Annotated in this window: 12 protein-coding genes; 5 read left to right on the plus strand and 7 right to left on the minus strand. The window is 71.3% G+C overall.

Annotation, left to right across the window (positions count from 1 at the left end; translation table 11 throughout):
- The first annotated feature begins 9 nt into the window (after positions 1–9).
- From HUO13_RS04940 to HUO13_RS04960, 5 genes are all read left to right on the plus strand, one after another.
- A complete protein-coding gene (locus HUO13_RS04940) occupies positions 10–1,224 on the plus strand; it encodes an ABC transporter ATP-binding protein (protein ID WP_211900293.1) in 1,215 nt (404 codons plus the stop codon).
- A 165-nt stretch (positions 1,225–1,389) separates the two neighbouring features.
- Entirely contained in the window at positions 1,390–1,785 is a 396-nt protein-coding gene (locus HUO13_RS04945) for a hypothetical protein (RefSeq protein WP_211900294.1), read from the plus strand.
- 29 nt (positions 1,786–1,814) lie between these two features.
- Complete coding sequence (locus HUO13_RS04950; protein ID WP_211900295.1) at positions 1,815–2,333, plus strand: DUF3558 family protein; 519 nt, start codon at positions 1,815–1,817, stop codon at positions 2,331–2,333.
- A gap of 30 nt (positions 2,334–2,363) precedes the next feature.
- Positions 2,364–3,905 (plus strand): hypothetical protein, encoded by a 1,542-nt coding sequence (locus HUO13_RS04955; protein ID WP_211900296.1) that lies wholly within the window; start codon positions 2,364–2,366, stop codon positions 3,903–3,905.
- A 179-nt stretch (positions 3,906–4,084) separates the two neighbouring features.
- A complete protein-coding gene (locus tag HUO13_RS04960; RefSeq protein ID WP_211900297.1) occupies positions 4,085–4,870 on the plus strand; it encodes an ESX secretion-associated protein EspG in 786 nt (261 codons plus the stop codon).
- Here the strand turns inward: HUO13_RS04960 and HUO13_RS04965 are convergent.
- From HUO13_RS04965 to HUO13_RS04995, 7 genes are all read right to left on the minus strand, one after another.
- On the minus strand, positions 4,855–5,334 hold the full coding sequence (locus HUO13_RS04965; protein WP_211900298.1) for a GNAT family N-acetyltransferase: 480 nt from the start codon (positions 5,332–5,334) through the stop codon (positions 4,855–4,857). The two genes, HUO13_RS04960 and HUO13_RS04965, sit on opposite strands and share 16 nt — an antisense overlap.
- 76 nt (positions 5,335–5,410) lie before the next feature.
- Entirely contained in the window at positions 5,411–6,541 is a 1,131-nt protein-coding gene (locus tag HUO13_RS04970; protein ID WP_211900299.1) for a serine hydrolase domain-containing protein, read from the minus strand.
- Positions 6,541–8,304 carry an ABC transporter ATP-binding protein gene (locus HUO13_RS04975; RefSeq protein WP_211900300.1) on the minus strand — a complete coding sequence of 588 codons (1,764 nt, stop codon included), beginning with the start codon at positions 8,302–8,304 and terminating at the stop codon, positions 6,541–6,543. The genes HUO13_RS04970 and HUO13_RS04975 overlap by 1 nt, the downstream gene beginning before the upstream one ends.
- Complete coding sequence (locus tag HUO13_RS04980; protein ID WP_211900301.1) at positions 8,304–9,197, minus strand: ABC transporter permease; 894 nt, start codon at positions 9,195–9,197, stop codon at positions 8,304–8,306. The genes HUO13_RS04975 and HUO13_RS04980 overlap by 1 nt, the downstream gene beginning before the upstream one ends.
- Positions 9,194–10,144, minus strand: coding sequence for an ABC transporter permease (locus tag HUO13_RS04985; RefSeq protein ID WP_211900302.1), 951 nt, complete (start codon positions 10,142–10,144; stop codon positions 9,194–9,196). Before HUO13_RS04985 ends, HUO13_RS04980 begins: the two co-directional genes overlap by 4 nt.
- A gap of 13 nt (positions 10,145–10,157) precedes the next feature.
- Entirely contained in the window at positions 10,158–11,747 is a 1,590-nt protein-coding gene (locus HUO13_RS04990; protein WP_211900303.1) for an ABC transporter substrate-binding protein, read from the minus strand.
- 409 nt (positions 11,748–12,156) lie between these two features.
- Positions 12,157–12,996 (minus strand): ABC transporter permease subunit, encoded by an 840-nt coding sequence (locus HUO13_RS04995; protein WP_211900304.1) that lies wholly within the window; start codon positions 12,994–12,996, stop codon positions 12,157–12,159.
- Positions 12,997–13,256: the final 260 nt, after the last annotated feature.

Genomic DNA, 13,256 nt, shown 5'->3' on the forward strand with positions numbered 1-13,256 from the left:
GTGCTTCTGATGGGGCTGGACGTCCGTGACCTGTCCGTCCGCTACGGGCCGTTGACCGCGGTGTCCGAAGTGGACGTCGAACTGGCCGACGGCGAGGTGCTGGCGCTTCTCGGGCCGTCGGGCTGCGGCAAGTCGACCCTGCTGCGCGCCGTTGCCGGACTGGAACGTCCATCGACGGGAAGCGTGCACTGGGACGGCACCGACCTCGCGCGGGTGCCGGTGCACCGCCGCGGCTTCGGCATGGTGTTCCAGGACGGGCAGCTGTTCCCGCACCGCGACGTGGCGGGCAACGTCGAGTTCGGCCTGCGCATGCGCTCGGTGAGCCGTGCGCGGCGCACCGCGAGGGTGGCGGAGCTGCTCGAGCTCGTCGGCCTCGCGGGCTACGAGCGGCGTCGGGTCACCGAGCTGTCCGGCGGCGAGGCGCAACGCGTGGCGCTGGCCCGCGCCCTCGCCGCCGACCCGCGGCTGCTGCTGCTCGACGAACCCCTGTCGGCCCTCGACCGCATGCTGCGCGAACAGCTCGCCGTCGACCTGGCCGCGCTGCTCGCCCGCGACGACGCCACCGCCATCGTCGTCACCCACGACCACGACGAGGCGTTCACCCTGGCCGACCGGGTGGCCGTCATGGCGCGCGGGCGGATCCTGCAGGTCGACACCCCGGCCCGGCTCTGGCAGCGCCCCGCAGGCGACGAAGTCGCCGAGTTCCTCGGCTGCACGACGTTGCTGCCGGCGCAGGTCCGCGACGGAGTCGCGACCTGCGCGCTCGGCGCCGTCGCCGTGGCGGAGCCCGACGGCGAGGCGCGTCTCGGCCTGCGCGCCGCAGGCGTGCGGGCCGAGCGGCTCGCGGGCGGCGCGGGCGGCGGCGGGGGCGCCGCTGGCGGCGACGGGGCCGACGCCGGGGGCGTCGCCGACGCCAGGGGCGGCGGGGCGGACGCCGGGGGCGTCGGGACGGCATCGTTGAGCCTGGGGAACGGCAACGGTGGTCACCCCGTCGCCGTCCGGACGCACCGGCGCACCGGCACCGTGACCTCGACGGATGCCGTGGTCGGCACCGTGCGTGAGCGCGTGCACCGCCACGACCACGTGCGCCTGGCCGTCGCGGTGCCGGAGGCACCGGAGGTCGGCCGTGTGGAGGCCGTCGCCGGAACGGCCGACGCGCCGGGCGTCGGCGAAGCCGTACGGTTGTCCCTCGACCCCGACGGCGTCGCCGTAGTGGGGCCGTAGAAGGCCGCCCGGTTCTGTTCCTCCCGTTCCGTCGCTGCTCCGTTCGGGTGTGACCCTACCTCGAGTCGCTGAATCCACCGCATGCCAACACTTTCCGTGCACACCTGGTGGTAGCTTGCTCCTGGCTTGAGAGCTGAATACCGGATTTCCTGGGGGACATCGGCGATGACGGAAGCAGTCGGTGCCGCGGCGGGACTGGCCGCCACGGACAGCGCCATGCAGGGCATCATCAGCGCCGCCAACAGCGGCCAGTTCCAGATCACCCCCGAAGCCGGCGACGAACTCATCCGCACCTTCGAGGACCTGCAGGAGCAGTTGGAAGGCATGTGGGGCGATCTCGAATACCTCAAGGTACGGACCCCACTCGGCGACAGTCCAGCGGGGCAGGCGATCGCCGAATTCAACAATCAGGTCGTCGGGGGCGGGGACGGGCGCTCGTACGAGGACATGCTCAAGCAGACGAGGGAGCGGGTGCCACAGGTGATCGAAGCGATCAGGAAGGGCATCCAGCTCTACCAGGACGTGGACGAAGGCAACCGCAATTTCGGTGTGCAGGTATGAATTCGAGGGTTGTGACCTTGCGTAGAACGATGTCGACGGCCGCCGTGGTCGCATTCGCCGTGGTTCCACTGGTACTCGGCGGGTGCGGATCCGGAATGGGAAGCGGGCCCTCACCGAGCAGCGGTACCGCATCTCCGGAATCGGGTTCCGCCAACGCACTGGCGGGGATGGACCCGTGCCGGAGCTTCACCGCGGATGAGGCAGCCCAGCTCGGAACGGAAGGACCTGGCCGGGCCAAGGAACTCGCAGGATCGAGAACCTGCCGGTGGCAGGTCCCGGCCGGGACGCTCACCGTGGGATTCGACGACAAGCGTGCCCTTTCGGGCCTGAACTTTGCGGACTTCCACGTCACGGACACCGATCTCGCTGGTAGGACGGCAAAGCTCGCCGAAGGCGACCCCGGTGCCGGCTCATGCCAGGTTGCGTTCGAGGTCGCTGACTCGTCGTCGGCGACGGTCCACGCGGTCGCGAGTGACATGAACAACGAGACGGCTTGTCAGTTGGCACAGCAGGTCGCGCCGATGGTGGAAGCGAAGCTTCCCCGGTAGCCGCCGAGGGATGGAGGGGGAGGGGCGAGGATGACGTCGCCGTACGAGGGGTCGGAGTACGTCGCCGATCGCGAGCAGCATGCCTACGAGCAGGCGCGCGAGCAGAACCGCGGGCTGGAGGACATTCCGCTCCTTGGCAACGTCGGCAACGTGATCGCCGAGGTCAAGTCGCGGGTGGATGCGCAGAAGGCGGCCTCGGAGTACGCCCGGCAGCAGGCGCAGGCGCTGTCGGAGAACCAGGAGTTGCGGGAGCGCCCGGCGGCGCTCGGGGGCACGCACTACCTGTCGTTCGAGCACAAGGAGCTCGACAGGTTCGTCAAGGAGAACTTCGACCCCGGTGCGGTGCACGACGTGGGCAGGACCTACCACGGGCACGGCCAGACGCTGATCGACTTCTCCAACCGCATCCGCCAAGCCGCGACCAGGACCGAGCAGACCTGGCAGGGCCAGGCCGGTGACGCGATGCGTGCGCACGTCACCGGTGTCGCCGACCGGATGGGCAGCTCTGGTCAGGCCGCGCAGCTGACGGCGAACCAGATGGGGATGCAGGCCGAGGCCGCCGAGCGGGCCCGGAACTCGATGCCCGAGGTCGTCGAGTTCGACCTCCGCAAGGAGATGGCCGGCGTCGCCGCCAGCGGCGATCCGTTCACCATGATCAGCCGGGTCAACGACATGGTGGAGAAGCACGAGAAGAGCCAGGCCGCGCACACCGAAGCCGCCCAGGTCATGCAGACCATGGAAGGCAGCTTCGGGGAGGCCGCCGCGGGAACGCCGTCCTTCGCCCCACCGCCGCCTCCGCCGATCGAGCCCACCAACTGCGAGCTGCGGAGCGAGTACAGGCCGACCTCGACTTTCAAGGAACCGAACGAGACGACCAGCACGACGACCTCCACGACCTCGACCAGCACGAACAACACCACGGGCACGCCGGCCACGACCCAGTCCTCGTGGGCGCGGGTGGGAACGGACGATCCGACGTCGCTCCCGCGCGACACGACAGGACGGCCGACGACCACGACTCCGGAGTGGCTCCAGCACACGAGCACCTCGCGGCCTGGCCAGTCGGACATGCGGTGGAACGAGAAGACGGGCCAGTGGGAGCGGCGCAATCCCTACAACGGCCGGTGGGCACCGGTTCCGCCGGGGCAGCAGCAAGGTAGGGGCGGTCCGCCCGGCGCGGGCAGTGGCCGGGGTACACCCGGGCCAGGTGGCGGCCGCGCAGGTGGTGGCGGTGCAGGCGGAGGGTCAGGCCGAGGCGTTGGCGGAGGCGTGGGTGCCGGTGGCCGGGTCGGTGGCGTTGGCGGTGTCGGCGCCGGCGGCCAGCTCGGCGCCGGAGGCCGCGCCGGGGCCGGTGCGCTCGGCGGCGTTGGAGCAGGCGGCGGCTCAGCGACGGGTTCCGGGGCAGGAAGCGGCCGCGGCGCCGGAGCGATGGGTGCCGGCGCAGGCGGGCGCGGTGGCCAAGGCGACTCCGAAGAGGACCAGGAACACCAGAACAAGTACATGGTGGAAACCGACGAGGCGTGGGACGACCTCGGGTTGCCCCAGGTCGCACCACCGGTTTTCGGTGAATGAGGGGAATTCGCCGGAACCGGACCGGTGACGGGAATTGAGCGGCGAGACGCGAATGCGGTAGCGGACTGGTCGGCGCAACCGTTGCCGTCGTAGCCGCCGCGAAGAAGGAACTGCGAACAGGTTTTTCCCCGGGGAGCTGGGCTTCCCGGGGAAAGACGTCGTGCCCGAAGGGAGAAGTGGTGGTCGATTCGTTCGCATTGTCGCTGGAGGCGGCCGACATCCTGGGCGAGGACCTGCGAGTCAACTTGCGGCGGTTCCCGTTCGAGATCCCCCATTTCGGCACGACACTCGATCAACGCGCGGCGATCCGCCGGGAGGTTTGGGCGGAGCTGAGCAGTCGCGGACTGGCCGACCAGCGCCGTCCGGAGCCCGACGTGGAAACGGCGGTGAAGCTCGTCGACCGCTCGAACCTGTCGATCGCGATCACCTCCTACGAAGTCGGGTCCGAGGACGTGTTCCGCGGCTGTGTGGCGGTTTCCGGCCGCACGGGCGTGCTCGCGCGACAGGAGCCACGGGGCGTGCGGTTCGAGTACGTCGACGTGCGCGGGCTGGCCCGGATCTGCGCGCAGCTGCTGCCCACCCACCCAGAGGGACGTCTCGAGGCGGCCACCGTGTCGGCCGGGACACCGGAACCGGCGAACCGCCGTGCCGACGACGAGGAGCAGTCCTGGCTCGGCGCGGTGCAGAAGTCGGCCGGCGGCCGCAGCGGGAGCGAGCTGCGCAAGGCGCAGGCGATCATGGCCCTGCCGCTGCTGCGGGTCGGCTACTTCGTCGTCAGCGGCCACGACGGCGCGGGGCAGCCGGTGCGGTTGCCCGCGATCGGCTGGCGCGACACCGAGGACGGCCGCTACAGCGTGACGACCCGGCGCAACCAGGCGGGCGAGCGGTGGAACACCTTCGCCGCCGCCGACGTCCCGAAGATGGCCCGCTACCTCGACGAGCAGCTCGCTCAGCTCGTGGGCTGACTCCCGGCGGCGCCGGACTGTCGCTGAACGCCGCCCTCCGGGGCCTGGGCGCGGCTGCCGGACGCCCGGCGCTCCATGTAGGTCTGGTCGGGTTCGGCGAAGCCGAAACCGCGGTACAGGCCGTGGGCGTCGTCGGTGTGCAGCATCCAGCGGAACTCTTGTCCGGGCCCCTCGTCGATCATCGTCCGCACCAGCGCCTTGCCGACGCCGTGCCCGCGGGCCTCCGGGACGGTGAACACGTCGGCCAGGTAGGCGCTCGCAACGCCGTCGGAGAAGGCCCGGGCGAACCCGATCATCCGGCCGCCGGGCCGCTCGTAGGCGCCGACGACGCGCCACGCCCCGGCGAGCTGGCGCTCCAGGTCCTCGCGAGAGCGCCAGCGGCCCCAGTACGCCTGGCTGGACATGAAGTCCCACAGCACGTCCCGGTCGACGCGGTCGAGGGAGTCGTCCAACTCGAAGTCCATCGGCCAAGACTACGACCCGGGGCGGCGTGCCGGTCCAGGGTTTTTCGGCGGGACGGTCACCGACGGCGGCCTGCCGTCACCCCAGACAGGTGTGCAGGGCGGTGAGCAGGCGCTGGGCGCGGCCGTCGTCCTCCTCCGGGCGCATCATGCACGGCACGTACGAGAAGGCGACGCCGCGGTGCGGCCAGCAGCCGTGGAGGGAGCCGCCCGCACCGCTGTGGCCGAAGGCGACCGGTTCCGGGCCGTAGGTGCCCAGCGGATCCTGCACCTCGAAGCCGAGGCCGAAGACCAGCGGGCGACCGGTGCCGGGGTCCTCGCCGCGGCTTTCCTCCCGGTGCACGCGGTCCAGCGTCGACGGGCTGACGAGGTTGCCGCTCACCAGCGCCGCGTACACGCCCGCCATGCCGCCGGCGGTGGCCATCGCCCCGCCGCCGGGCACGCCGCCGGTCCACCACCCTTCGGTGTTCCACGGCGTGCCGTCGCCGACCAGCGACGGCGGGTTGCCGTAGACCTTCTCGGTGTGCGCGCGGCTCTCCGCGGTGTCCAGGCGGTTCGCCACCCGGTAGTCAGGGGAGCGCCAGCACCGTCCGGTGCGGTGCCACTGGGACGACGGCAGGCCGAGCCACACGTCGACGCCGAGCGCGGTGGTGATCTCGTCGCGCACGAAGTGCGCGATCTCGCGGCCGTCGGTGCGGCGCACGAGCTCGGCTGCCAGCCAGCCGAAGGTGAGGGCGTGGTAGGCGACCCGTTCGCCGACCGGCCACAGTGGACTCTGCCGTGCGAGCAGCGCGGCCATGCCCGGGTTGTCCAGGGACTGCTCCGGCGTGATCCGCCGCTCCGGGTACGGCAGCCCGGCGGCGTGCGAAAGCACGTGCCGTACCAGCACGTCCTGCTTGCCCGCCGCCGCGAACTCCGGCCAGTACTCGGCCACCCGCGCGTCCGGATCGATCGCCCCGCGCTCGACGAGCAGCGCGATCGCGGTGGACACGACGCCTTTCGTGCCGGAGAAGACCGGCATCAGCGTGTCCGCCGTCATCGGCTGCTCGCCGTCGGGGTCGCGGTGTCCGCCGTGCAGCTCCACGACGGGACGGCCGTCGCGGAACACCGCGAAGGCGCTGCCCGCGCCGCCGTCGGCGTCCAGGACCGCCGCGAACTCCGCTGCGACGTGGTCGAACGCCTCGTCGAAGCGCCCGTGCACCACCGCCATCAGAGCGCCCCTTCGATCTGGAAGTTCGGGGCGTCGACCAGCAGTGAGCGCGTGTACTCGTGCTGAGGGGAGGCGAAGAGCTCCGCCACCGGTGCCTGCTCGACGATCCGGCCGTCCTGCAGCACCGCGACCTGCTGGGCGATGTTGCGCACCAGCGCGATGTTGTGCGTGACGAAGACCAGCGACAGCCCCATCTTCTCCTGGAGTCCGCGCAGCAGGTCCACGATCGCCGACTGCACCGAGACGTCCAGCGCGGAGGTGATCTCGTCGCAGACCAGCACCTCGGGCCTGGTGACCAGCGCCCGCGCGATCGCGACGCGCTGCCGTTCGCCGCCGCTGAGCTGGTCGGGGTAGCGCTCGGCGATGTCGGGCCGCAGCGCCGCCAGCTCCAGCGCCTCGATGACGCGCTCGCCGGTGCCGGTGGCCGAACCGTCGCCCAGCACCGAGATCGGCTGAGCCACCAGGTCGCGCACCCGCCGCCGCGGGTTCAGCGACTCGTACGGGTTCTGGAACACGTACTGCACCTGGCGGCGCTGCTCGCGGGTGCGCTTGGCGCTGCTGCGCGCGAGTTCCGTCCCGTGCAGGCGCACCGATCCCCGGTGCTTCGGGTGCAGCCCGGCCAAGCAGCGCGACAGCGTCGTCTTGCCGCTGCCGGACTCGCCGAGCAGCGCCAGGCACGACCCGGCGGGCACCGACAGCGTCACGTCCCGCAGCACGGGCGTTTTCGTGTACCAGGCACCGACTCCCTCGACCTCCAGCACCGGTTTCGCTTCGACCGCCGCCGGATCCGAGTCGCGCGGGGTCACCTCGAGCAGTTCCGAGCGCGGGTTCAGGCAGCGGATCAGGTGCTCCGCCGACACTTCCACCAGCTCGGGTACCTGGTCGCGGCATTCGGCGGTGGCCGCCGCGCACCGCGGCGCGAAGGCGCAACCGTCGGGCCGGTCCAGCGGCGAGGGCGCGTGGCCGTCGATGGCCTGCATCGCGCGGGAGCCGTCCAGGTCCGGCACCGCCAGCACCAGCCCGGCGGTGTAGTGGTGGCGAGGGTGCGCGAGCACCTGCCCGGTCGGCCCGGTCTCCACGATGCGCCCCGAGTACATCACCGCGATGCGGTCGGCCAGCTCGGCGACGACGGCCATGTCGTGCGAGATGTAGACGCCCGCGGTGCCGTGCCGCTCGCACATCTCGCGGATGGTGGTCAGCACCCGCTTCTGCGTGGTGACGTCGAGCCCCGTGGTCGGCTCGTCGAGGACCACGACCTCCGGGCGTCCGACGAAGGCCATCGCGATCGCGATCCGCTGCTGCTGCCCTCCCGAGAGCTCGTGCGGGTAGCGGCGCAGGAACTCGTCGTCGCCGGGCAGCGCGACCTCTTCCAGCACCTGCCGGATGCGCTCCCGCGCCCGCGAGCCCGACACGTCGTGCACGCATTCGGAGAGCTGCGTCAGCAGCCGTAACGCCGGGTTGAGCGCCGACGCCGGGGACTGCGGGATGTAGGCGACCCGCCTGCCGCGCATCGCCGCGGCCTCCGAGGGGGACAGCCCCACCAGGTCGGTGTCCCCGACGGTGATGCGCCCACCGGCGATGCGCGTGCCGCGCTTGCAGTAGCGCAGCATCGCCAGCCCGAGCGTGGTCTTGCCCGAACCCGACTCGCCGATCAGGCCCAGGATCTCGCCCGGTGCGAGGGTGAAGTCGACGTCGGCGACGATCGCGGCCTCCGAGGGCACGCCGCGGACCTCGACGCCGGCGGCGTTCAGCGCAGTCGTCATCAGCTCCGGCCTCCCTTCTCGATTCCGCGGTCGACGCCGGCCACCGACCGCGCCAGCCCGTCGGCCACCAGGTTCGTGCCGATGGTCAGCACCGCGATGGCCAGCACCGGCAGCGCCACCGCCCACGGCTGCACCGTCAGCGCGATGCGGTTCTCGTTGATCATCAAACCCCAGTCGGCGGTCGGCGGTTGCAGTCCGAGGCCGAGGAAGCTCAGCCCGGCGACGATGCCGATGGAGTAGTTCAGCCGTAGGCCCAGCTCCACCAGCACGGTGCCGGTGACGTTGGGCAGGATCTCGCCGAGCAGGATGCGGGTGCGCGACATCCCGATCGCCTCCGCCGACTTGACGAAGTCGCGCTCGGCGACCGACAGCGTCGCCGCCCGGACCACCCGCATCACGCGCGGCAGGTGACCGCCCGCGACCACCAGCACCAGCAGCCACAGCTCGGGGCCGACCACGCTGACGAACAGCAGCGCCAGCACCACCTGCGGGAACGCCAGCACGATGTCGGCCACGCGCATCACCGACTCGTCCAGCCACCCGCGCCGGTAGCCGGCGTACATGCCCAGCAGCGCGCCGAGCCCGACGCCGAGCAGCGTCGCCACCGCGGCGAGCATCAGCAGCGTGCGACCGCCGTGCAGGAAGCGGGTCAGCACGTCGCGGCCCAGGTTGTCGGTGCCGAACCAGGAACCGGCGGCCGGATCGGAGAACGGGGTGTTGACGAACTCCGTCGCGCTGTGCGGGGCGATCCACGGGCCGGCCACCGCGACGAGCAGGACCAGGGCGGCGAGCCCGAGCCCGACCTTGCTGCGCGGCAGGCGGAGCGCGGTGCGCAGCACGCCTGCGGCGCGGGGCACGTGCTGGACGGCGGGTGCGTTCGTCGTCGCGGTCATTGCGCGGACCTCACCTTCGGGTTCGCCGCCAGGCTCACCAGGTCGGCCAGCAGGTTCACCACGATGTAGACCGCGGCGATCGCCAGCGCCAGCGTCTGCACCACCGGCAGGTCGCGGTTGTTGACCGCGTCGACGAGGGCGAACCCGATGCCGGGGAAGCGGAACAGGAACTCCACGATCACCACGCCGCCCGCCAGCCACGCCAGTTGCAGCGCGACGACCTGCGCGACCGGGCCGATGGAGTTGGGCAGCGCGTGCCGCAGGATCACGGTGCGCTCCGGCAGGCCCTTGAGCCGGGCCTGCTGCACGTACTCGCTCTCCAGGACCTCGATCATGGTCGCGCGCATGATGCGCACCATGTAGGGCGAGACGGCGAGCACCATGGTCATCGTCGGCAGCACCAGCTGCACCGGGTCGCTCCACGCCGAGCCGGACTCGGTCATCACGTAGACGGCGGGCAGCAGGTTGAGCGCGCCGGTGGAGAAGACCAGCACCAGCACGATGCCGACCACGAACTCCGGCAGCGCCGCGAGCACCAGCGTCAGCACCGACGTCGTGTGGTCGAAAGCCTTGTCCCTGCGCAGCGCGCTGTAGGTGCCGGCCAGCAGCGCCACCGGGACGCTGATCGCCGTCGCGCACAGCATCAGCGCGAGCGAGTTGTTCAGCCGCTCGCCGAGCAGCTCCGACACCGGCATCCCGTTCGAGAACGACGTGCCGAGGTCGAGCTGGACCAGATTTCCCAGCCACGACAGGTACTGCACGTGCAGCGGCTCCCCGAGCTGGAGCTGCTCGCGCAGCGCCGCCAGCCGCTCCGGCGTGGCCTCGCGGCCCAGGATCGCCCGCGCCGCGTCACCGGGAAGCGCCTGGGTGGCCAGGAAGACCACGACCGAGACGGCCCAGAGGATCAGGACGCCGAGCAGGATTCTCTTGAGTAGCAACCGAGTCATCGAAGCACCGCCCTCACCGCGCCAGCCATGCGCGCCGGAATCCGTAGGAGTTCAGCGGAATCCCGCTGCGGTCGACGCCGAGACCGGCGACGCGGACGCTGTGCGCGTCGAGCTGGTTGGGGAAGCCCCAGATGATGTGACCACCGCTTTCCCATTCGATCTGCTGCGCGCGCCAGATGAGCTCGCGCCGCGCGGCCGGGTCGGTCGTGGCCCGCGCGCGCTGCACCAGGTCGGTGAACTCCGGATGCGCCCAGTGCGTTTCGTTGTAGGGGGATTCGGGCAGGCTGCCGTTGCCCGCCTGGGACAGGAAGTTGCGGGTGAACCAGAAGTCCTGCGCGAAGTCCCACGACAGGTACTGGTCGCCGAAGAACTCGCCGGGGTCCAGCCGCCGGATGCCGACCTTGATGCCGGCTTCGGCAGCCTGCTGGGCGAACACCTGCGCCGCCTCGACCGTCCCGGCCGCCACGGGCGAGGTGACCAGCTCCACGCTCAGGTTCTCCTTGCCCGCCTCCTTGAGCAGCCGGCGGGCTTTGGCCACGTCGCGGGTGCGCTGCGGCAGCGACGAGTTGTACATCTGGTCGAGAGGCGAGTAGAGGTCGTTGCCGACCGTGCCGTGGCCGCCGAGAACCTGGTCGATCATCTGCTGCCGGTCGACGACGAGCCGGAACGCCTGCCGGACCCGGACGTCGTCGAACGGCGGGCGGTCGACGCGCATGGTGAACGGCAGCCACGCACCGGTCTGCGACTCCAGCAGCCGCAGGTTCGGGTCCGCGTCGAGCACTCGCAGCAGGCCCAGCGGCACCTGGTCGATGGCGTCGACCTGCCCGCCGAGCAGCGCGTTGACCCGCGCGGTGTCGTCGGGGAAGTCGCTGATGACCAGCTCGTCGAGGTAGGGCTCGCCTTCCCGCCAGTAGTTGCGGTGCTTGGTGAACACGCTCTGCTGGCCGGGTTCGAAGGAGTCGAAGGCGAACGGCCCGGTGCCCACCGGACGGTCGGGGTCGTAGCCGACCGGCACGATCCCGTTGGCGTACTGGGCGAACTGGTCGGGCAGCGTGACGTCCGGGCGCAGCATGGTGAGCCGGACCGTGCGGTTGTCGAGCGCCCGCAGCGAGTCGCGGTCCAGTGCCGTCAGGCCGACCGCGCCGCTCTGCGGGTTGGCCGGGTCGCTGATGCGCCGCAACGTGAAGATGACGTCCTCGGCGTCCAGCGGCTTGCCGTTGTGGAACTCCACGCCTTCGCGCAGCCGGATCGTCCAGGTGACCGCCTGCGGGTCGGACTCGACCGACTCGGCCAGCGACGGCTCGATCTCGTAGTTGTCGTTGAAACGCAGCAGCGTGTCGTAGAGCTGGAAGACCCGGGCCTGGTCGGGGTGGGTCACCGGCGCGTGCGCGTCGAGGGTGTCCTTGCTGGAGCCGCCGACGATCCCGACGCGCAGCCGTCCTCCGTAGCGCGGTGGCCCGGACGGCAGCGGTGCTTTGCGGACCGCGCCCCCGGCGCATCCGGTTGCGACCGCTCCCGCGCCGGCCGCGGTCGCTCCCGCCGCGACGTACCGGAAGAAGTCGCGACGACTCGGACCGGTGATCGGCCGCCCTCTGCTCGGCATCCGGCGAAACCTCCCTGGGGCGGGAAGTCCCGCCCGTGTTGCGTCCTCGGCCTGCGACTGATTGATGAGTCAATCGATCGCATCGACCATTGCCGACCTCAACTCGGCTGTCAAGACGCCATATGCAGCGGGTATATGTCAAGGGAGGGGTTGCGATGTCGTTACGACGTTGTGCTGTCTTGCTACTTTCGCAACGCCGCCGAGAGGTGGAAAGTGGTGCCGCGCAACGGATTCGCCAGGCCGGGACCCCGCCCCTCGGGGCGTGCCGGCGGCGTCGGCGCCGTCAGCGTCAACAGGCGCGCCGAGGCGGCAGAGAGGGAGGCCCGAATCACGAACCGACCGCCGCCCGCGGTTGCGGACGGCGGTCGGTGGACTCCGGAGCGTGTTCGTCCGGGCGGTGTTCGGCGTGTCAGGCGTCCTTCGTCGTGATCCGGAGCACGGTCGCCGAGACGCCGATCAGCAGGTAGCAGCCGGCGCGGAGCAGACCGTCGAGGAGCGCGCCGGTGACGACCGGGTCGCGCAGCACGTCGACCACCGACGTCCAGCCGGTGGTGATCAGCAGCGGCTGCAACCAGTCGAGCGCGGGCAGGCTGCCCAGCACGCCGAAGACGATCAGCGTCCCCATCGTGGCGGCCATGACCACCAGCGGGTGGTCGGTGAGCGACGAGATCGCCAGCGCGATCGCGCCGATCGCGGCCATCTGCGCCGCCGACCACGCCGCGGCCAGCACCACCCGGCCGAGCGCGCTGCCCAGCGGCAGCGTCGTGCCCGACAGCGACACCATGCCGTCGCCGCCGACGATGACCAGCCCGGTCAGCACGCCGCTGACGGCGATCACACCGACCGACAGCACGACCATCGCCAGCACCCCGGCGGCCTTGACGCCCACCAGCCGGACCCGCCCGACCGGCGCGAGCAGCAGTCCGCGCAGCGTGCCGTGCGCGGACTCGCCCGCCAGTGCGTCCGCCGCGGTCATGCTGACGACCAGCGGAAGCAGCATCGTCTGCGCCAGCACGATGGTCGCCACCGGCAGCACGAGCCCGTTGCCCGCGACCGCGGCGAGCAGCGGCGGTCCGTCACCGCCCTCCGGACCTCCGGTGAGGACGATCCCGATGCCGATCAGGACGGGCAGGCCCGCCAGCATGACCAGGGCGAGCAGGTTGCGCGGGCGCCGCAGCACCCACCGCAGCTCGGCGAGCAGCACCCTGCCCAGCGGCGCCGACGTGCGTTCCACCGCGACCGCGGTCATCGGGGCTCCAATCGGTGGATACCCCATCCTTGAGGGTGGGGAGGAGTCGATCCCGGGTGTTGTTGGCCTTTACCAGGAAGATCGGTGTTGTTCGGGCGGTTGTAGGGTTGGGCCTCCGGTCCGGGCGAAAACCAAGCTCGGACTGAGCTACCGCCGGGCTGGCGGGATGTCAAGCCTGTGGAGCTTGGGTAAGACCGTGGCGGCACACCGCACATGCCGAGGTGCGATTCCTCGGGCGGCGCTGGGCTGTGAAGCAGGAA

Origin of the sequence: Saccharopolyspora erythraea, assembly GCF_018141105.1 — a bacterium.
GTDB classification, from domain to species: domain Bacteria; phylum Actinomycetota; class Actinomycetes; order Mycobacteriales; family Pseudonocardiaceae; genus Saccharopolyspora_D; species Saccharopolyspora_D erythraea_A.